At 41.2% G+C, this 20,298-nt stretch carries 16 protein-coding genes and 1 riboswitch; of the genes, 7 read left to right on the top strand and 9 right to left on the bottom strand.

Annotated elements, in window-relative coordinates:
- Positions 1-109: 109 nt before the first annotated feature.
- Genes QOL76_RS11320 through QOL76_RS11330 form a run of 3 tightly spaced genes read left to right on the top strand, consistent with a single transcriptional unit; the run spans position 110 to position 5,825 of the window.
- A complete protein-coding gene (locus tag QOL76_RS11320) occupies positions 110-1,198 on the top strand; it encodes an efflux RND transporter periplasmic adaptor subunit (RefSeq protein ID WP_283413072.1) in 1,089 nt (362 codons plus the stop codon).
- 30 nt (positions 1,199-1,228) lie between these two features.
- Positions 1,229-4,396 (top strand): efflux RND transporter permease subunit, encoded by a 3,168-nt coding sequence (locus tag QOL76_RS11325; protein ID WP_283413073.1) that lies wholly within the window; start codon positions 1,229-1,231, stop codon positions 4,394-4,396.
- Entirely contained in the window at positions 4,389-5,825 is a 1,437-nt protein-coding gene (locus QOL76_RS11330) for a TolC family protein (RefSeq protein WP_283413074.1), read from the top strand. Before QOL76_RS11325 ends, QOL76_RS11330 begins: the two co-directional genes overlap by 8 nt.
- A 90-nt stretch (positions 5,826-5,915) precedes the next feature.
- On the opposite strand, the gene QOL76_RS11335 is transcribed toward QOL76_RS11330, so the two are convergent.
- The 6 genes from QOL76_RS11335 to QOL76_RS11360 all read right to left on the bottom strand — a co-directional run bounded on the left by QOL76_RS11335 (position 5,916) and on the right by QOL76_RS11360 (position 12,726).
- Entirely contained in the window at positions 5,916-7,028 is a 1,113-nt protein-coding gene (locus tag QOL76_RS11335) for a Fic family protein (RefSeq protein ID WP_283413075.1), read from the bottom strand.
- A gap of 241 nt (positions 7,029-7,269) precedes the next feature.
- Positions 7,270-7,965: an ABC transporter ATP-binding protein gene (locus tag QOL76_RS11340; protein WP_283413076.1), complete on the bottom strand. Its 696-nt coding sequence runs from the start codon at positions 7,963-7,965 to the stop codon at positions 7,270-7,272.
- Positions 7,962-9,446, bottom strand: a complete 1,485-nt coding sequence (locus QOL76_RS11345; RefSeq protein WP_283413077.1) for a DUF5687 family protein — start codon at positions 9,444-9,446, stop codon at positions 7,962-7,964. Before QOL76_RS11345 ends, QOL76_RS11340 begins: the two co-directional genes overlap by 4 nt.
- Positions 9,447-9,581: 135 nt before the next feature.
- Positions 9,582-10,544 carry an ABC transporter ATP-binding protein gene (locus QOL76_RS11350; RefSeq protein ID WP_283413078.1) on the bottom strand — a complete coding sequence of 321 codons (963 nt, stop codon included), beginning with the start codon at positions 10,542-10,544 and terminating at the stop codon, positions 9,582-9,584.
- Positions 10,545-10,547: 3 nt separating this feature from the next.
- Positions 10,548-11,579: an iron ABC transporter permease gene (locus tag QOL76_RS11355; RefSeq protein WP_283413079.1), complete on the bottom strand. Its 1,032-nt coding sequence runs from the start codon at positions 11,577-11,579 to the stop codon at positions 10,548-10,550.
- Positions 11,566-12,726, bottom strand: a complete 1,161-nt coding sequence (locus QOL76_RS11360; protein WP_283413080.1) for an ABC transporter substrate-binding protein — start codon at positions 12,724-12,726, stop codon at positions 11,566-11,568. Before QOL76_RS11360 ends, QOL76_RS11355 begins: the two co-directional genes overlap by 14 nt.
- A gap of 99 nt (positions 12,727-12,825) precedes the next feature.
- Positions 12,826-13,039: riboswitch (cobalamin riboswitch) on the top strand.
- Positions 13,040-13,152: 113 nt separating this feature from the next.
- Between QOL76_RS11360 and QOL76_RS11365 the strand changes: the two genes are divergently transcribed.
- The 3 genes from QOL76_RS11365 to QOL76_RS11375 all read left to right on the top strand — a co-directional run bounded on the left by QOL76_RS11365 (position 13,153) and on the right by QOL76_RS11375 (position 17,544).
- On the top strand, positions 13,153-15,009 hold the full coding sequence (locus tag QOL76_RS11365) for a TonB-dependent receptor (protein ID WP_283413081.1): 1,857 nt from the start codon (positions 13,153-13,155) through the stop codon (positions 15,007-15,009).
- Between the two features lie 133 nt (positions 15,010-15,142).
- Positions 15,143-16,192, top strand: a complete 1,050-nt coding sequence (locus QOL76_RS11370) for a YncE family protein (RefSeq protein ID WP_283413082.1) — start codon at positions 15,143-15,145, stop codon at positions 16,190-16,192.
- Positions 16,193-16,425: 233 nt separating this feature from the next.
- A complete protein-coding gene (locus QOL76_RS11375; protein ID WP_283413083.1) occupies positions 16,426-17,544 on the top strand; it encodes an ATP-binding protein in 1,119 nt (372 codons plus the stop codon).
- Between the two features lie 7 nt (positions 17,545-17,551).
- On the opposite strand, the gene QOL76_RS11380 is transcribed toward QOL76_RS11375, so the two are convergent.
- The 3 genes from QOL76_RS11380 to QOL76_RS11390 are packed head-to-tail and all read right to left on the bottom strand — an operon-like array spanning position 17,552 to position 19,707.
- Positions 17,552-18,304 carry a DUF3298 and DUF4163 domain-containing protein gene (locus QOL76_RS11380; RefSeq protein WP_283413084.1) on the bottom strand — a complete coding sequence of 251 codons (753 nt, stop codon included), beginning with the start codon at positions 18,302-18,304 and terminating at the stop codon, positions 17,552-17,554.
- Entirely contained in the window at positions 18,305-19,303 is a 999-nt protein-coding gene (gene meaB / locus QOL76_RS11385) for a methylmalonyl Co-A mutase-associated GTPase MeaB (protein WP_283413085.1), read from the bottom strand.
- Entirely contained in the window at positions 19,300-19,707 is a 408-nt protein-coding gene (locus QOL76_RS11390; protein ID WP_283413086.1) for a hypothetical protein, read from the bottom strand. The genes meaB and QOL76_RS11390 overlap by 4 nt, the downstream gene beginning before the upstream one ends.
- Positions 19,708-19,759: 52 nt before the next feature.
- On the opposite strand from QOL76_RS11390, the gene QOL76_RS11395 reads away from it, so the two are divergent.
- On the top strand, positions 19,760-20,296 hold the full coding sequence (locus QOL76_RS11395; RefSeq protein ID WP_283413087.1) for a CopD family protein: 537 nt from the start codon (positions 19,760-19,762) through the stop codon (positions 20,294-20,296).
- The last annotated feature ends 2 nt before the right edge of the window (positions 20,297-20,298 follow it).

Consider the following 20,298-nt stretch of genomic DNA (forward strand, 5'->3'; position numbering starts at 1 on the left):
TTTTTATTAAATCAACCTATGAAATCGAGGCTATTTCAAGTGTCGTACACGCGTACGATTATGAGAAATGCGCGATTCCATGTGACCATTAAAATTCAAATAATAACACATGAAAAATCAAATTTTCATGCTCTTTAGCCTGTGCAGCACAATGTGGATCGCAAGCTGTACTTCACACGGAGAAGAGCATCACGAAGAGGAAACCACCTTTCAGGTTACTAGCCCCCTCACCATGGATACATTGATCACCAAAGATTATGTATCCCAAATTCATTCAATACAGCATATTGAGCTGAGAGCTCAAGAAAGAGGCTATCTACAAAAAATCTATGTAGACGAAGGCCAACTTGTGAAAAAAGGGCAAATCATGTTTAAGATCATGCCTAAGCTTTATGAAGCAGAACAACAAAGTGCCAAGGCTGAAGTAGATTTTGCAGAAATCGAATATCAAAACACCAAAACGCTGGCAGATAGAAATATCGTTGCTCCAAATGAGCTGGCTATGGCAAAAGCGAAATTGGCTAAAGCCAAAGCTGAACTTGCATTGGCAGAAGTCCACTTGCAATTCACAGAGATCCGCGCACCTTTTGACGGCATTATTGGCCGATTCCGTGTGCGAGAAGGCAGTTTGCTAGACGAAGGAGAATTGCTATCTGAATTCTCAGACAACAGCAAAATGTGGGTTTACTACAACGTACCAGAAGCTGAATACTTGGAATACAAAGCTGAAGTAAAAAGTGAGGATGATGTCATTGTGAATCTACTAATGGCAAACAATAAGTACTTCACTTATCCTGGCGTAGTAGAAACTATAGAGGCAGATTTCAATAATGAAACAGGCAACATTGCCTTCAGAGCGACATTCCCCAACCCTGACGGACTATTAAGACACGGCGAAACTGGTAATATTGAGATGAGTATTCCATTAAAGGATGCACTACTAATTCCTCAAAAAACAACCTTCGAAGTACTTGAAAAAAAGTATGTCTATGTAGTAGACGAAGAAAATAAAATCCGCTCCAGAGAAGTGACCATTGCTGCAGAAATACCTCACATTTATGTGATATCTGCTGGGTTGGAAAAGGGTGACAAAATCCTTCTGGAAGGTTTGCGTCTGGTAAGAGAAAATGAAGAGATACACTATGATTTCGTAGATCCGCACACAGCATTGTCTCAGTTAGACTTATATGCAGAGTAGTCAATTCTCTCATAAAAACCAGAAACACTAATGTTTAGCACATTCATAAAAAGACCAGTCCTTGCGATTGTGATTTCGATCATTATCGTATTTATCGGCTCGTTGTCTATCAAGCAACTACCTATATCTCAGTTCCCTCCGATTGCCCCTACTACAGTCAGTATTTTCATAGCATACCCTGGATCAAGCGCAGATGTACTTGTGAAATCCACCTTGATCACCTTGGAAAACGCAATCAACGGTGTGCAGGATATGAGATACATGGCAACGGATGCTACCTCTGCCGGTGAAGCTACAATTAACATCATCTTCGAACCGGGCACGGATCCTAACCAGGCAGTAATACGTGTGAAGACGAGGGTGGATCAGGTAATGCCTCTTCTACCCGAACTCGTTCAGCGTGAAGGTGTGGTAATCACACCCATACAACCAAGTATGTTGATGTATGTCAACCTGTATTCCAAGAGCGAAAACATGGATGAAAAATTCCTGTACAACTACGCTAACGTGAATATGATCCCTGAAATCAACAGGATTAAAGGGGTAGCAAGATCTCAAATATTAGGTAGCCGTACTTACGCGATGCGTGTGTGGCTGAATCCTGATCGTATGCGAGCATACAATGTCTCAGTAGATGAGGTAATGGAAGCTATGCAAGAGCAAAGTATCGTAGGCCGCCCAGGTAGAATCGGACAAAGCTCGGGCATAGAAGCACAATCACTAGAATATGTATTGACTTACAAAGGGCGTTTCAGCAAGCCTGAAGAGTATGACAATATCATCATACGAGCCAACTCTGAAGGGGAATCCATAAAGTTGAAAGACATAGCTCGGACAGAACTCGGTAGTGAATTCTTTGACATATACTCCAATCTGGATGGTCATCCATCCGCTGCGATTGTATTGAAACAAAACTACGGTAGCAATGCCAGTGATGTAATTGAAGAAGTAAAAGCGCAACTGGAAACGATGAAAGAATCTTTTCCTCCGGGAATGGATTACAGTATCAGTTATGACGTATCCCGATTCTTGGACGCATCTACCGAACAGGTAATTCATACGTTGCGTGATGCATTTATCCTAGTTGCTCTAGTTGTATTTGTATTCTTGGGTGATTGGCGATCGACATTGATTCCAATCATTGCTGTGCCAGTATCACTGATCGGAGCGTTTTTCGTGCTTCAGATGTTTGGACTATCTATCAACATCATTACCCTTTTTGCCTTAGTACTTGCTATTGGTATTGTGGTCGATGATGCAATTGTAGTAGTGGAAGCGGTGCATGCTAAGATGGAGGAAATGCCTCATTTGTCGCCATATCAAGCTGTGAAAAGAGTTCTTGGTGAAATTTCTGGAGCTATCATCGCCATCACGGCAGTAATGGTTTCCGTGTTTCTCCCTATCTCCTTTATGAGTGGACCAGTGGGTACATTCTACCGTCAGTTCTCCATTACAATGGCAAGTTCCATTGTGATTTCAGCAATCATTGCTTTAACGCTGACTCCGGTGCTTTGTGCGATGCTCTTGAAAAACCACCATGGAAAAGAGAAGAAAAGAAATATCCTCACCAAAGCTTTGGATGGATTCAATAGTGGTTTTGATAAGTTAACCGGCAAATATGTTCAGTTACTTCGCTCCATGGTAAGTCGCAGATGGCTCACCTTTGGCATACTATTGCTCTTTGGAGCTGGGATTGTATTCGAAAACGAGATTCTTCCGGCAGGCTTTATCCCTAGTGAAGATCAGGGAACAATCTATGCGATTATCCAAACACCTCCAGGATCTACGCTGGAGCGTACCAATCAGGTTTCTCAGAAGTTACAGAAAATATGTGAGGAAATCGATGGAGTAGAATCCGTTTCTTCCCTTGCAGGATACGAGATCATGACGGAAGGTCGTGGTTCCAATGCAGGTACTTGTTTGATCAACTTAAAGCCCTGGGGCGATCGTAAGCATACGGTAAAAGAGATCATGGAAGAACTTGAGGAAGAATCAAAAGGTCTAGGCGCCGTTGTGGAATTCTTTGAGCCACCTGCAATCCCAGGTTTCGGTTCATCCGGAGGTTTCTCCTTGCGGCTATTAGATAAGACTACCACAACTGATTATCAGGATTTTGATAAGATTAATCAGAAGTTTATGGATGATCTAAGTGCACGTCCTGAAATAACAGGTTTGTTCACATTCTTCGCTGCCAACTATCCTCAATATGAGTTGGAAATAGATAATGATAAAGCAATGCAAAAAGGAGTTTCCATCGGAGACGCAATGGAAAACCTGAACATTCTTATCGGTAGTACATATGAGCAGGGTTTCATCCGATTTGGTAGATTCTTCAAAGTTTACGTACAATCAGATCCTGCATTTAGAAGACTTCCCTCAGATGTTTTGAATCTATTTGTGAGGAATGAAGCCGGGGAAATGGTTCCTTACTCAGCCTTCATGACAATGAAGAAAACACAAGGACCTAATGAGGTGACTCGTTTCAACATGTACAATTCTGCATCTATCCGTGGTCTTCCGGCTAAAGGCTATACCACTGCTGATGCGATACAGGCGATTAGAGAAGTATCTGCTCAAACGTTGCCTAAAGGTTATGACATTGCTTGGGAAGGCCTTTCCTTCGATGAATCGAACCGTGGTAATGAAGCACTTTATGTATTCCTCATCGTACTGGTGTTTGTGTACTTTGTCCTGGCAGCTCAATATGAAAGTTTCATCATACCGCTAGCAGTAGTATTCTCACTTCCGGCGGGGGTATTCGGTTCATTCTTCTTGCTAAAGTTGATGGGACTGGATAATGATATCTACGCACAGATTGGTCTGATCATGTTGGTAGGTTTATTGGGTAAAAACGCAGTGTTGATTGTGGAATTTGCCGTGCAAAAGCGCCAGGAAGGATTGAGCATCTTGGAAGCTGCTATCGAAGGTGCCAAGGTACGTTTCCGTCCTATTCTGATGACTTCATTTGCCTTTATTGCTGGTTTGATTCCATTGATCGTGGCATCGGGAGCAGGTGCTATTGGTAACCATACAATTGGTGCATCAGCACTTGGTGGTATGTTATTCGGGACCATTTTTGGGGTAATCATCGTACCTGGCTTGTATTTCATATTTGGGAATTTGGCGGATGGTCGACACCTGATCAAAAATGAAGATGAATCTCCACTTTCTGAACAAAAACAACACTCACATGCTTAAGAGAATCATATATACATGCCTTGGGGCAGTGGCTATCACATTAGCAGTGACTAGTTGCAAAACACCGGAGCTATTACAGAAAGATGTAAATAATGCAGTACCTGAGAGCTTTGCTAATAGCTCTCAGGACACTACGAATACTGCATCTTTGATATGGCAAGACTATTTCAACGACCCATATCTGAAAGCCTTGATTGACACTGCTTTGAGCAACAATCAGGAATTGAATATCACTTTGCAGGAAATTCAAATCGCACAGAACGAAATACGAGTTCGTAAAGGAGAAATCTTACCATCTGTGGGAATCGGAGCAGCTGCGGGCGTAGACAAAGTGGGCAGATATACTAGCCAAGGTGCAAATGATGCCAATACTGAAATCAAGCCTGGCAAAGAAATGCCTGAACCTTTGCAGGACTATATGCTAGGAGCCTATGCTACTTGGGAAGTCGATATCTGGCATAAACTGAGAAATGCTAAAAAATCAGCAATGACCAGGTATCTCGGAAGCGTTGAAGGTAAAAACTTCATGGTAACCAATCTGATCGCTGAAATAGCAAACTCATATTACGAACTTCTCGCATTGGACAATGAACTGGCTATTGTAAAACAGAACATCGAGATCCAAAACAATGCCTTTGAAATTGTAAAATATCAGAAAACTGCAGCCCGAGTTACTGAGTTGGCTGTGCGAAGGTTTGAAGCTCAAGTACTAAACACCAAGAGTCTTCAGTATGGTATTCAGCAGGACATCATGGAAGTCGAGAATAGAATCAACTTTTTGGTGGGTAGATTCCCTCAGAAAGTTGAAAGAAACCCAAACGCATTTGGAGACCTAATCCCAAAGGCGGTTCAGGCGGGTATTCCTTCTCAACTTTTGGCAAACAGACCTGATATCAGACAAGCAGAACTTGAATTAGCCGCTTCGAAGATTGACATTCAAGTTGCTAAAGCTGACTTCTACCCTTCTTTGGAAATCAGAGCTGGCCTTGGGTTCAATGCTTTTAACCCTAGCTACATATTCACTTCGCCTCAGTCACTGATCTATTCACTTGCCGGTGAACTGGTAGCTCCTTTGATCAATAGAAATGCGATTAAAGCGAGGTATTTGACAGCTAACGCAAAGCAGATTCAAGCTATCTACAATTATGAGCAAACTATCCTAAATGCTTATGTAGAGGTTGCCAATCAGCTTTCCAATATCAGCAACTTGGAACAAACCTATGATTTGAAGTCTAAGGAAGTACAGGCACTCACTCAGTCCGTGGAAATTTCTAATGAACTCTTCAACTCTGCTCGAGCGGATTACATGGAAGTGCTATTGACTCAAAGAGATGCGCTGGAATCTAAATTTGAATTAATCGAAACTAAGATGAAACAAATGCATGCCACTGTCGACATCTATCAAGCGCTTGGTGGCGGATGGAAATAAATTGGTTGATTAAAGGTTGATCCGCTATCCATACGATCAAATGGATAGCAAATTCGAAAGTCCCTCCGAAGGTTCGGAGGGACTTTTTTGTTAATCTCCTAAAATCCTGACAAGCTCTTCATTCACGTAATACACTTCCTTTCCGTCTTTTTTTGGAAACAGAATCTTTGCTTCGATCAACTCTGAGAAATATTTCGTCAAAGTCGTTCTTGAACTAACTCCCATCAATTCTCCAAGGGTCTTGGATTTGAGATAAGGTTGTGAAAAAATCAACTCATTGACCTCTTTCGAATACCACTTGATTTTTGATTTACCGTGGTCTAGCGTAGCTTCCATCTGTACAATTATTTCATGGATTAAATCTTCCGTCAGTTTGGAAGTTTTCTCCACCGCTTCCAGCATAAATAAGATCCAGGATTTCCAGTCTCCACGCTGAGTGACAGACCCAAGGTGATAGTAATAATCTTCCTTGTGGACAATGATATACTTGGATAGATATAAGACAGGAAGATCCAGCAACTCTTTATTGACCAAATAAAGCTGGTTCAGGATTCTACCTGTCCTTCCATTCCCATCTGCAAAAGGGTGAATAGCTTCAAATTGATAATGAGATATGCACATTTTCAATAGTGGATCTGTAGGAAAATCTGTGTCGTTACCGAGATATTCTGTCCAATTGTCCATTAAATCCTGAAGTAATTGCTCGCCTCTAGGTGGAGTATAAATAGTCTCACCCGAGCGAAACTCACTATTGCCCCGCTTGATAACCGTCTGCGTAGCTGGCGAGCGAAAGGCTGCATTGGTATTTTTGACCTCCTGAAAAACATCCAGAATCACCTCCTCATCTATCCGGGATTTATGGTTCATCTTGGCATATCCTTCCCACAGCGCTTCTCGATATCGCAACACTTCCTTCGTAGCAGAGTCTGCCTTTTCCTCCTGAATCAAATCTGAAACGGCCTTATATAGCTCATCTTCTGTGGTAAAAATATTCTCTATAGCCGTAGAACTTTTCGCCTCTTGTAGGGCAATTGTATTCACCAGCATAGTGGGGTTAGGCAAGCGAAGTACGCTGGCATTTACTGAAGCCAATGCCCTCGATGCAGTGACCAATTTTTTCAATACTGCGATATCTTCCTCAACTGCCTTGGAAGGAGGAAGTAGAGGCAAATCATTATACGGAAAATTCCGGTCGTAAGGCATAAGACTAAAAGCTTTTCGTGTCCAAATTTATTAAAAATATGAACACAAACCGATAAACGTGTTCATATATTTTCAAAAATTGGACATATAGCGAAAACATGTCCACCAAATGGACATCTCTTGACAATGCGTCCATATTTATAGATAAAATGGACACGTTAGCCAAACATGTCCAGCAAAAGAGGTATTCCCTACCTTATGTTCATTATATGCAGAATATTGGACACATTCGACCAGTTTCTCACCCTGTGAAATAAGCATCCAACTCAGCAAGCATGGCTGATTTATCTCTCAGATCATTAATGATTTTACCTTTTTCCAAAAGCACTATGCGATCACAGATCTCTGTCACATGAGTAAGGTCATGGCTCGAGATCAAAAAAGTAACCTGAGAGGTTTCTTTTTCCTGAAGGATCAATTTTTTCAGTCGAATCTGAGAACTAGGATCCAGGTTTTCAAAGGGCTCATCCAAAAAGACTACTTCAGGATTTCCCATGAGTGCAGCTGCGATTCCTACTTTCTTTAGATTACCCTTTGAAAGGTCACGTATGTATTTCTTCTTCCCTACAATCTCATCATTGAAGAACTCGGTGAACTTGCTCAAATGTAGCTGCAAATCAGCCTCAGAAAGGCCGTAGATTTTACGAAGCGTCTGGAAATACTCATCAGCAGTCAGATAGGACAAGAGCATGTGCTCATCCAAATATGCTCCTGTAGTTTTTTTCCAATCTTCAGTTTTACTCACATCTCTCGCATCGATTTCCACCTTTCCGGCCGTCGCACGAACGAGATCAAGCATGATTCGAAACAAGGTCGTTTTGCCCGCGCCATTGTTCCCTACTAAACCAAAGCACTCTGACTTTGGGATATCTAATTTTGGGATATCTAAGACTACAGCTTCTTTATATTGCTTTTTTATGTTAGTTACTTGTATCATAATTCTTGACGGAATGAAGATGAAATTTCATATCGGTTTTTTAAAACCCGGTTAATATTAATAGAGGATAGCTTATTGAAGAATATAATCCCTACGATTCCCACCGTGCCTAAAGCAGCAAGTCCTGCATAGAAATTGAAAAACATAGCAAAAGGTAAATAAATCACATACGGAGCAACCATCATCGGGATAATCATAAGGAATTGAGCTGCTCCTACACCTTCGTAATTGAACATTGCTCCTTTATTCAGATCCATTGGTTTTGGCTTCCAAAGAGCAAGGTAAATGATCAAATGGATCATTACTCCAGCATTAAATAGGAAGGTAGCCAAGTGAATCAACAGAAATGACCACCCGAAGTACACATAAGGAATTGACAACAAAAAGCACAGTAAGGAAATAGAAAGTAGAAGAAGATATTTTCCTCGTACTAAATTTTTAACACCATCTCTTCGGCTCAGGAAAAAGTCAAAATACCCAGAGTTCCAGCTTAAGAAAAGCTGACCATACTGGATCATAAAGATTCCGGTGATAAAGATTCCTACGAAAATAAAGATGTTCCTCATTGGTCCATCTTGGTAAGCTGGATTATCATAGAAAATGGTACCGTAAAGCAGAAAAAAAGCACTAAGCATCAGAAAGGTTCGGCTCTTTTTATGTCGGATAATTAGCTTCCATTCTAGATTTGCTAGCTCCCCTGCCATACCAAATCGGGCAAAGAACCCTACTGATTGATTCACAAATCTAGCCTCTTCCTCCTTAGCCAAATCTTCCAGGTAAGCATTATTCAAATAGTAGGAAAATGCCATGTAGTATCCAACAAAACACAATACCAACATGATGGCCATTGGCACAAAACTACTCATAGCCAAGGTGAAGAAAGGAGCAACTAACTCTCCCAAATTAAACCACCCCATATAAGTAGATCCGCCACCCAAAAGCAAAATGACAAATACAATCACCACTCCGATCAAACTATCTTCAAATCTCTGCTTGAACCAAAGCATAAACCAATGCAAGGTCCAGCTAATAAACAGGAGAGTTCCCAGCCAGGAGACCGCACCAGCAACTCCATATTGAATTGAAATCTCGGTAAACGCAAAAGGAGTAAACAGTATCAGTGCGATAATGCTCAATGGAGAGAAAAAGGATCTCCCAAGTAGCATATGCATGATTTTCCTTTTAGAAATAGGTAAATGCAGAAGACTTTCAAGTTCTATAACAGGCAACTTCTGAAGGAAATATCGATACATGAATTCCACCAGAAAAAAGAAAATCAGGCCTGAATTCAGAACCTCAATAGGATCTTGTCCTTCGGCAAGTTCACCCAAAATCCTACTTAGAAATATCCCTGCCATCAGCAGATATCCCAAAAGCATAATTGCCAGGAAGCCAAGAAATATGGCAACCATCACGCTTTTGGCAAATGAAGTAGATCGGAAACTCTTCAGAAATTCCAATCGAATCAGTTCAAATAACATATAATCTCAAAAGTAAATTAGATTCTAAATTGATCTCAAAATATAGGTAAAAGATCACTTAATCATAGCCCCACTTTGTAATTAATCAGTTTTGAAGGGATTTAGAGACCTTCGAGGTTTTCTAAACCTCAAAGGTCACAAAGCCAAAATAAACTCCTCTACCTTAGAAAATTCCCGCCCAGCATATTTAATCAAAAACGGTTCTCTGCTAACCTCAATAGCTCCTGCCAATCCATTTATCCCAGCCTTTTCAAGTGCTTTTGAAATCCAACCAGCGAGATCCTCGGGACCAGAAATTTCAAATTTCAAATCTTGAACCTTAGATTCAATTCTCCCTTTTTCTACGCTGAAATGAAATTTCTTCCCAGGCAATAGCTGATTAATTTCACCGGAAATCACCAAATCTTCCGGCAATCCTGAGATTAGTGGCGTGCCACAGTTCAGCAACCAAAATCGGTCTGCTGTCTCCAGTGCAATCTCCAAATCATGGGTGACCACAAGAATTGATTTACCTTGAGTTTTGGCGATCTCCTGAAGCAGATGCATGATTTCATATCGATTTACCAAATCCAGATGAGCAGTCGGCTCATCCAATACCATCACCTTTCCATCTTGAGCAAGCGCGCGTGCTATCAGTGCTTTTTGCCGCTGCCCATCAGATATTTCAGAAATTCGGTCTTCTTGCAAATATTCAATTTTCGTTGCAGAAAGCGCCTGCTGAACTGCTACTCGGTCTCTATCTTCCAGTTTCCCCGTCCAACCTGTATGTGGAATTCGACCCATCGCCACCAATTGTCCAACTGTCATGTTAGCAGGTAAAAAAGGCTCGGTCAACACCACTGAAAGCTGCTTGGCTAAGTCTTCGTTTGAATATGTAGAAATAGGCTTCTCATTCAACAAAACTTCTCCTTCGAAGGGCTTCAACTGTCCCAAAATGGCCTTTACCAAAGTTGATTTCCCTACGCCATTCGGACCAAGTAAACAAGTCATTTCACCTGAAAAAAGCTCAAAACTCAATTCATGAAGGATCTCCCTTTGAACTTTACCTTTGGTATAACCCAAGCTTAATTTTTTCCCGATTATTGATGCTTTTCTCATGGCTTAAAATTCCTTGCTGAAGTTTTTGCGAAGCACCAAACTGATCACTATCGGGGCTCCTACAAGCGATGTAACCGCATTAATCGGCAAAGTCTGAGCAGATCCTGGCAACTGCCCAACGGCATCACATAAGAGCAATAAACTCCCTCCTATCAAGGCTGAAGCTGGAAAAAGAAATCTGTGGTCTGAGGTTTTCCACACCATCCTTGCCAAATGCGGCACTGCAATCCCTATAAAAGCTATCGGACCGCAAAATGCAGTGACACTTCCTGCCAATAATCCTGTACTGAGAATCATCAGCCATCGCAATCGGTCAGGATTAATCCCCATGCTTTTTGCGTAGCTCTCACCTAGGAGCATTCCATTGTAGGACTTGATCGAGGCTATCACTGGAATGATTCCTATAAAAATCACCAACCCTAGAATCCAAACTTGATCCCAAACCAAACCTCCTAAACTCCCCATGGACCACATCGTGAAAAGCTTCAAAGCCTCTGCGCCTGAGAAATAAGAAAGAACAGAAATAATAGCCGATACCGCAGAGCCAAACATCAATCCTACGATCAATAGGGTCATGCTATCTTTCACTTTCCACGCTACTAAACTTACAGTAAGTAAGACCAAACTTGCACCTAATGTACCTGCAATCGCAATTGCCCAAGGATTAATAGCTCCACCAAATGTTGATAATCCAAACGCTGAGCCTGCCAACATTAAGATAGCAACTCCCAAACCAGCACCAGAGCTAATCCCCAACACAAAGGGCCCTGCAAGTGGGTTTCTAAAAAATGTCTGCATTTGAAGCCCACTTATGCTTAGTCCTATTCCAGCTAATATTGCTACTAGAGCTTTTGGCAGTCTATAGTTCACTATAATCTGCTCCCTGGATGCCTTAGTCCAATCTCCAGTAAAAATCCCTGACAGAATTTCGTTCGGAGAAATAGACACAGATCCCAAACTGACATTGAGCAGAAAACTCAAAATCAGTAGAATTAGGGCAGCCGAGAGAAGAAGAAATGGACTATTTTTTTGCATCGAGTTGTTGATAAAAATACAACTCATACGCTGGAAGTAAGTTCGGATGAAGAATTTTGATCAAATCTTTTAGAATCAAATCCGGGCGCATGTAGCCCAACTCAAAATATTCCAGCCCGCCAGCTCTACCTCTTTTTTGCGTATAAGAAAATACATTTCCGGATTTAAAAGCCCTAAAAGCCTTGTACCGTGGCTCAGCATTCCCCATTGTTTCCAAATCTGAAAAATCAGCAGACCCAATCCAGAAATCAGCCTCCAATGCATTTTCGAGCACAAATTCATAATTCAATTGTGCACTGCCAGTTCCTTTTTGATCTGAGAAAATATAGTTTCCACCAGCATTTTGGAGAATCTTCGCACCCCAGCTTTCACTTCCTGGAGCATACCAAATATCCTGATAAAGTACTCCGCTGAGAACAGTTGGCCGAAGTGAATCGATGATTGAATCACTCAATTTCTCAGCCTCTAAATAGTCTTTTTCTACCTCTTCAAAAACAGCTTTGGCTTCCTCATATTTCCCTAAAAGCACCCCTGTAAACTTGATCCACTCCGCCCTTCCAAGCGGATGTTGCTCCACATACTCACCGTTGATTATCGCAGGAATCTCAGCTTGCGCCAGCAAATCCAGGTATTTCAAATCATCTCCCAGCGTAGAAATCATGATCCAATCAGGTGCCAAATCAATGACCATTTCAGTATTTGCAGAGGGACCCGATCCTAAATCCTCCACCCTTCCAGCATCAATTTGTCGCCAGGTATTTTCTGAAGAAATCAAATTTAGATTGGGAAAAGCAATCAACTTTTCTGTGCTCTTCAGCATATCCAAATGTGGAATATGAGTGGTCGAAGTCAGGATGATTTTTTCCACTGGAAGCTGGATAATTGCATCGAAATTTCCGGCTGGTTTTTCAGCATTTTCTTCCAATACCAAATAGGTAAAGATCTTATCCGCACCTGACCATGCCTGAGTAACTTCCAACTCCCAAAAATTATTTCCTCGGGAAATTGTAAATCCTGAAGCATAGGTTAAGTCTAATTTTTCCAGTTCCGTATTCCCCTCTTCTTTATTTGTATTACACGCTGTAAAAGAATAGGTTACACTTATAAAAACTAGCCTAATAAAGAGCCCAAATAGTTGATTTTTCACAGAAATAATTGGAGATATTAAAGCCCAAAATAAGCTCGGGTTTTCGCCACTTCCAAAATTTCTCAACAAACAGATTTTTTTTCTACGCTTTCCCAATCTACTTTTGCGGTCGAAATAGGTTCCCAATCTCGCATCTGAGCTCTTGGGATTAAAAGGGAATTTGGTGTAAAACCAAAGCTGTCCCCGCAACTGTAAGCCTAGCGGATTTTTCCGCAAATGATTTGTCAACAATGCCATTGTTCCGAAACCAATTCGGGATGAGAAGGCGGCAAATTCGGTGAGCCAGGAGACCTGCCCATTTCTGTTGATTCTGTGCTTTCGGAGGAAAAGCAATGAAGAAAGTACCAGAACCGATTTTTCGGTTTCGATCCCTTCTTCCCATTTCTCTCTAAGCCCGAATCGAATTTATAACTAATTCGATCAGGGATGTTTTTGCTTGTTTGGGCATTTTCTTTTGTGGCTTCTAGCCCGATTCAGGACACGGTAAAATTGGCCGAAGTGGAAGTCTATGCTCCTGCTCTAGATAGATTTGCCCAAGGCCAAAAAGTAATCAGCTGGACTAAAAAGGACTTGGAAAACTACCAGGGTCGCTCTCTTGGCGACCTCCTTCAGGAGCAATCTCCGGTTTTTGTCAGACAATACGGGGCTGGAATGATTGCATCTCCTTCATTCCGAGGCACCTCAGCTGGTCACACAGCTGTTTTTTGGAATGGCTTGCCGATCAACAGCCCTTCACTTGGGCAAAGTGATTTATCAATTTTACCTGTGACGGCCATCGATCAGATAAGTCTTCAGTTTGGAAATGCTGGAGCACTTTTCGGGAATGAAGCTATTGGTGGTTCTGTACATTTAAGCACTTCTACTGATTTTGGAAAAGGCTTTCAAGCTGGCATTTCTCAGCAGTTCGGAAGCTTTGGATTGTTTAATACCTCAGCCTTTGCAGGATTTTCCTCGAAAAATTTCAGCAGTAAAATCAAGGTTTATCGCGAATTCTCCAAGAACAATTTCCCTTACAATGACCTGGGACAAATCGGAACGCCAGAAGTAAAAGAAGATCATGCACAGTTTGAACAGATCGGAATAGTACAGGATTTGGTTTGGAATCTGAACGCAAACAACCAAGTTAAAACTGCATTTTGGTGGAATAAAACCAATCGGGAAGTTCAGCCGGTCATGGGATCAAACACCAATGATGAACAGGAAGATCAGGCTTTTCGGGCAGCGATTGACTTCTTTCATTTTGAAGAAAAGTCAGTTTGGAATCTAAAAACAGGCTTCGTGAAGAACGAGCAACTTTTCAATGCCAGTCAAAATAACAGCACACAATACTTTCTAGCGGGAGATTGGGATCAGAAAATTTCTGACAAATGGACTTCAAAACTTGGGGCTAGATACACGCTGACCAAAGGAGATCTAAGCACGTATCAAGCCGATGATGAACGCATCGAATTGTATCAAAGCACGAAATTTTCAGCCACAGATAACTTTTCCTTTGCGCTTAACCTTCGCCAATTAGTTTATTCAGGGACTTTCGCCCCCTTCACTCCAAACTTGGGAATGGACTGGAAATTTTGGAATACAAATACTCAGGCTTTGCAACTGAAAACTTCCCTAGGGAAAGGCTTCAAAGTTCCTACGCTCAATGATCGCTTTTGGAATCCCGGAGGTAACCCAGATCTGCTTCCAGAGGAAAGTTTAAGCGGAGAAATCGGCTTGACCTGGAATAAAAAGGGAAATCTAAATTGGACTCAAAGTCTGACTTACTACAAAATGTCCGTAGACAACTGGATCATTTGGCTGCCTAAAGGAAGTGTCTGGACTCCTGAAAACATCAAAAAAGTCAGCAACCAAGGCCTGGAATACCAAGGGAGTTTAGATGGAGCAATTGGAACTTGGAATTGGGAACTGACCACATCATACACCTACTCCAAAGCTGTAACTACCAAAGGAACAGATGAGAATGACCAGTCAGTAGGAAAGCAGTTGCCTTATACGCCACAGCATCAGGCAAACGCAAAAGTGCAAATAAAGAAATCCGGTTTCACCAGCTTCATAGCCACAAACTTCGTCGGAGAAAGATCGGTCACAGCCGACAACCCTCGCTTGATGCCCTCCTTTCAGCTTTTCAACTTCGGGTTGGGCTACGACCAACTTACTGTGGGCAAGCTTCAGGTTCCTTTAAGTTTTCAAATCAACAATATGCTAGACACTGACTACCAAGTGCTTTACCTAAGAGCAATGCCTGGAAGATCTTATCAATTTAACTTATCCATTCTATTATGAAATCGAGCCTGCCTAAATGAGGCAGACAGGCATGACACAGTGAGCAAATACTGCTGAATATCAACCATGCGAGATTCTCCCGATGGAACATCGGGACAGGCTATCTGACCATTAAAAAACAAATTATAATCATATGAAACTAAACCAACTATTTTGGGCTGCCGCCCTTGTAACAGTATCCTTTGCATGTTCCGACAGCGGAGATGAAAAACCTTTAGGCAAATACGACAATGGTATTTTGATTATGAACGAAGGGAATTTTGGAACTAATGATGGTGAAGTCTACCATCTAAACCCAACTACTGAAGAGCTTCTTCCAAATATTTTTGAAGCAGAAAACCTTCGACCATTCGCAGGTTTGTTGGAAGATATGATCCTTGAAGGTGATAGATTGTACTTAGTTGCAAATACCGGCAAGGTAGAAATCGTTAATCCAGCAGACTTCAAGAGTTTGGGTGCTGTGGCATCTGAATTGGATCAGCCTAGGTCTTTGGCAGTGAACGGCACCAAGCTTTTCATCAGTGATTATGGACCTTATGACGACAACTATGGCACTCCAGATTCTTATGTTGCTGTGGTAAATGGTCTTGACGGGGGTGTTGTTTCAAAGAAAATTGAGGTTTCGAACAAACCAGAAGCTCTCTTTTCTTATGGTAATTACATCATAGTCGCTGGCTCTGAAGAAAACAAAATCGAAATCATAGACGCAGCTCAAGAAACTGTTGTTACAACACTTGACCTTGAGGCTTCTCCGAAGCAATTTCATGCGGAAGGCAATGTGCTTTGGGTATATTCAATAACTTCTGATGATGTGGTTTTCTATACAGTGAATTTGAATAGCTTGACTTTAGGAAACACCTATACAATTCCTTTGGCAGATGCTACAAGTAGAATTGCATTTGACGGAGATGATGAGATGTATGTTTTGACTAGTACAGGATGGCCTGATTACAATGATGCAGTAATTAATATTGACATCGAAGGAAGTAACGCTACTGCCACTGAATTGATGACTGGTTCAGGATTTTACGGCATAGGATATGACCACAACTCAGATCAAATCTATGTTGCCAACTCGAATGGCTTCCAAGGTAACGGAACTGTAACTGTACTTTCTGAAACTGGTTCTGTGGTCCGAAGCTTCGAAGTAGGAAGAGGACCTTCTGGGTTCTTGGTTTATTAAAATTAAAAAATTGGAAGATTCCAGAATTGGAAAATTAACTACCCTTAATGTTAATCAAATAACTCCGATGATTCATAGTTAAAAGCCGTTGAGAATGATTTCTCAGCGGCTTTTCTACATTTATAGGCTATCTGTCAAATTTCTAATCCATAAAAGAACGTCTTTTTGTGGATTACACTCCATAAAAAGACGGCTTTTTATAGATTATACTCCATAAAAGTCTATATTTGAAAATGAAATTTAATAGAATTCATTTTCATAACCTTTCTGTACACTTAGAAAACAGGAAAGTAATATTGCTTATTGGCCCACGCCAAGTTGGGAAAACTACGCTTATCAATGATTTGCTAATAGGAAAAGAATATCTATTTCTAGATGGAGACGACCCAACGACCCGAAGGCTGCTGGACACACCAAATACTATGCAGCTCAAATCAATCATCGGGGACTATAAATATGTATTCATCGACGAAGCTCAGCGTATCCAGAATATAGGTATTACAGCAAAAATAATTCATGATCAAATTCCAGATTTGCGACTAATACTGAGCGGCTCATCCTCATTTGAGCTCTCAGGCTTAACCCAAGAACCACTTACCGGTAGAAAAATAACATTTCACCTCTACCCCATCAGCTGGAAGGAATTCGAACAAACCATAGGATATGTTGCTGCAGAACAGGATTTGACTAACCGGCTTGTTTATGGATTTTATCCAGAAATTATCACAAATGTAAGTGAGCAAGAAACGCTTTTATATGAACTCACAGAAAGCTATCTATATAAAGATGTGCTTGCACTAGGAGTCATAAAAAAGCAAGATGTAATATTTCGTCTCTTACAACTTTTAGCTTTTCAGATGGGCAGTGAAGTTTCTTACAATGAACTTTCCAGATCTCTTCAAGTCGATGTCAAAACTGTCATTAGTTATATTGATTTACTCGAACAAGCCTATGTAATCTATCGACTAGGAACGTTCAGCAGAAATCTAAGGAAGGAAATTAAGATGAATAAGAAAATCTATTTCTACGATAATGGCGTGCGCAATGCACTGATCAAAAACTTACAGCCACTTGCCTTAAGAAACGATATTGGAGCGCTTTGGGAAAACTTCCTGATGGCCGAAAGACTGAAATTTCTAGAATATTCAGGCACAAGAGTCAACAGCTATTTTTGGAGAACAAAAAATCATCAGGAACTGGATTACCTAGAAGAAAAAGACGGGAAATTGAATGCGTATGAATTCAAATGGAATCCTGACGCGAAGTATTCAGTCCCTTCCGCCTTCAAAGAAGCTTATACGGCAGAATACAAATTAGTAAACAGAGAAAACTTCAGAGAATTTATCTTATAAATCTAAATCACTTCTCCCTCACGACTCCCTTAAGGTCTTCCAGAGGAAATTCCAATTCAGTGTATCCAAGAACATAAGGGCCGATTTCATAAGGGATGTATGTCAGGTGGAGTTTATCGTTTTCATAGCCAATCGCATTGGGTAGAAAGAAACCCGTCTCAGGCAGGAAGAATCGGCCATCATCTTTAAGTTCAACTCCTTCCTCCACTTCATGATACTGTCGAAAAGCTTGTTCCGCCAATTCCAGCATTTTGGTGTTATCCAAAACCACTCGGTCAATGCTTAGATATTCACCCGAAGTTTTGTCAAAGTTCATATAATAAACACTTGAGTTAGGATGTGCTCCTCCTGAAAAATTATATTCAGAAAATTTAAAACTCAGCGTGCTGTCTGATTCATAACTCTTCTCTACATTCACTTCAATAGCCCAACCTCCTGGAGCATCCGGAAAATCTGATTTAAATTCCTCGTAAGAATTCAAATATTCCTTGGCTGCAGAATCTAGATTATTGTAAGTTTTATCCTGTTGAAAGTATACCAATAATTGCTGACTTACTTCCTGATTAATTGAAGATGCTGCCGCCCCATTTTCAGCGACTGGCCACGTCATTTCAACCTTGGCACAATTGTCATCTATGCATCTTTCAGATGTAAAGGTTTTGGTACTGAAGTTTAGCTGCTCTACAATTTGCTCCTCAACTCTCGTTGGTTTGCTACAGGCTACACATAAGAATGCTACTATAATTACTAGATATTTCATTTATCTTTTTTCATTGAATTGGAAAAAAGTAGTGATCAAATCCCTCGCCAAAGACAAAGGACTGAGTTCACCATTTTCTACTCGAGCACGATTTTGCAGAAGCAATTCCTGCACTTGCTCGTGCTCCATGAAGAATTTCCCTAATAAAAACTGTAAATTTTCATCCAACCAATTTAACCTCTGAGAAGCACGGTTTGATTCCCAAAATCCTGATAGCTGCATTTGGTCAGCATACTTTTGAATTGTTTCCCAAATATCACTCAATCCTTCCTTCGTCTGCGAAGAAGCGGTCATCACGGGAGTTGACCAGTTATTTTCTCCTAATGGAAAAAGATGAAGGGCATTTTCATAGGATGATTTTGCCTTCTTGGCACTGCTAAGATTTTCTCCATCAGCCTTGTGGATCACTACCCCATCAGCCATCTCCATTATGCCTTTTTTGATCCCCTGTAGCTCATCTCCAGCACCTGCTAGCATGAGCAAAAGAAAGAAATCCACCATGCTTTTTACAGCAGTTTCTGATTGCCCTACACCCACTGTCTCAATCAAAATCACATCAAAACCTGCTGCTTCACAGAGCAACATGGCTTCTCTGGTTTTTGAACTCACTCCACCTAAAGTTGTGCCTGTAGGACTAGGCCGAATGAAGGCCCGTTTATCTCCGGCCAACTTTTCCATTCGGGTTTTATCTCCAAGAATGCTCCCCTTACTTTTTTGACTGGAAGGGTCCACTGCCAAAACTGCTACTGATTTTCCAGAATCAACAAGGAGCTGTCCAAAGGCTTCTATAAAGGTGCTTTTCCCTACACCTGGAACTCCAGTGATTCCTATTCTAATGGACTTCCCTGTACAAGGCAAAATCTCCTGAACTAGGTCGGAAGCGAGTTTGAGGTCTGTTTCCAGTAAACTTTCTGCCAAGGTAATGGCCTGGCTGAGTTTCGTTCTATCGCCAGAAAGAACGCCTTCTTTATATTCCTGTAGCGTGAAGCGTTTTCTCATTTTGGATAACCATTGGTAAAACTAACATCGCCCATTGGGCTTTTTTGGTAGGTAGCGATCACGTAAGGTTGCATAGCTTCCATGAAATATGGTTCAGTTGGGGAAAGTTTGATTTCCTGATCAATCTCATCTTTGAAAAAGAAAACCACTGTCCTGCCATATTTGGTGTGAGGCATTGCATCCCCATATTCACGCATCCAATCTTTAGAACTATCCAATGCTTTAATCGCATATATCCGTACCACCGGCCCGGTATTATTCTCATTTCTAAAGCTTGACAATTCTTTGTACTTCCCATCGAATCGCTCCATTCCAGGCTGAGAAAGAGAATCCAAGGATATATAAACAACAAGTCCGGCCATGGTTAGGGCGATAATCCAGAAAATGATTTTAGAGCTTTTCAAAAACTAGTGCGGTTATAAAGATTAGGCCTTAATTTAGCCGAAAATTCCGAGAATGACTTTCGAGTACCTCAAAGCACTTCACATCATTTTTGTAGTCACCTGGTTTGCAGGGCTATTTTATATCGTTCGATTATTCATCTATCAGACTGAAGCGATGGAACGCCCTGAAGCGGAGCGAAATATTCTCAAACCTCAGCTGGACTTAATGGCTTCCCGTCTCTGGTATATCATTACCTGGCCATCCGCAGTTCTTACCTTGATCTTTGGCACCCTGGTTTTGACACACCGAATGGAGTTTTTGCAGCTGCCTTTTATGCACGCCAAACTCGGTTTTGTATTCCTACTCTACTGCTATCATGGCTGGTGCCACAAACTCTTCAAAGAACTGCAAGCTGGACGAACTAGATGGACCTCCACTCAGTTAAGAATTTGGAATGAGGCGTCCACCTTGCTACTCTTTGCGATTGTGTTTTTAATTGTGTTGAAAAGCACACTTAGCATGGTATGGGGTTTAGCTGGATTAATCACCCTAGGAGTAACGCTGATGCTAGCTATCAGACTTTACAAAAAATTTAGAAATAAAGCTTAACC

The sequence above is a fragment of the Algoriphagus winogradskyi genome, from assembly GCF_900182815.1.
Classification (GTDB): domain Bacteria; phylum Bacteroidota; class Bacteroidia; order Cytophagales; family Cyclobacteriaceae; genus Algoriphagus; species Algoriphagus winogradskyi.

What these genes read in the sequence shown, in the direction of transcription:
- QOL76_RS11320 (WP_283413072.1), top strand. Translation starts at nt 110, where the DNA reads ATGAAAAATCAAATTTTCATGCTCTTTAGCCTGTGCAGCACAATGTGG.
- QOL76_RS11325 (WP_283413073.1), top strand. Translation starts at nt 1,229, where the DNA reads ATGTTTAGCACATTCATAAAAAGACCAGTCCTTGCGATTGTGATTTCG.
- QOL76_RS11330 (WP_283413074.1), top strand. Translation starts at nt 4,389, where the DNA reads ATGCTTAAGAGAATCATATATACATGCCTTGGGGCAGTGGCTATCACA.
- QOL76_RS11335 (WP_283413075.1), bottom strand. Translation starts at nt 7,028, where the DNA reads ATGCCTTACGACCGGAATTTTCCGTATAATGATTTGCCTCTACTTCCT.
- QOL76_RS11340 (WP_283413076.1), bottom strand. Translation starts at nt 7,965, where the DNA reads ATGATACAAGTAACTAACATAAAAAAGCAATATAAAGAAGCTGTAGTC.
- QOL76_RS11345 (WP_283413077.1), bottom strand. Translation starts at nt 9,446, where the DNA reads ATGTTATTTGAACTGATTCGATTGGAATTTCTGAAGAGTTTCCGATCT.
- QOL76_RS11350 (WP_283413078.1), bottom strand. Translation starts at nt 10,544, where the DNA reads ATGAGAAAAGCATCAATAATCGGGAAAAAATTAAGCTTGGGTTATACC.
- QOL76_RS11355 (WP_283413079.1), bottom strand. Translation starts at nt 11,579, where the DNA reads ATGCAAAAAAATAGTCCATTTCTTCTTCTCTCGGCTGCCCTAATTCTA.
- QOL76_RS11365 (WP_283413081.1), top strand. Translation starts at nt 13,153, where the DNA reads ATGTTTTTGCTTGTTTGGGCATTTTCTTTTGTGGCTTCTAGCCCGATT.
- QOL76_RS11370 (WP_283413082.1), top strand. Translation starts at nt 15,143, where the DNA reads ATGAAACTAAACCAACTATTTTGGGCTGCCGCCCTTGTAACAGTATCC.
- QOL76_RS11375 (WP_283413083.1), top strand. Translation starts at nt 16,426, where the DNA reads ATGAAATTTAATAGAATTCATTTTCATAACCTTTCTGTACACTTAGAA.
- QOL76_RS11380 (WP_283413084.1), bottom strand. Translation starts at nt 18,304, where the DNA reads ATGAAATATCTAGTAATTATAGTAGCATTCTTATGTGTAGCCTGTAGC.
- meaB (WP_283413085.1), bottom strand. Translation starts at nt 19,303, where the DNA reads ATGAGAAAACGCTTCACGCTACAGGAATATAAAGAAGGCGTTCTTTCT.
- QOL76_RS11395 (WP_283413087.1), top strand. Translation starts at nt 19,760, where the DNA reads ATGACTTTCGAGTACCTCAAAGCACTTCACATCATTTTTGTAGTCACC.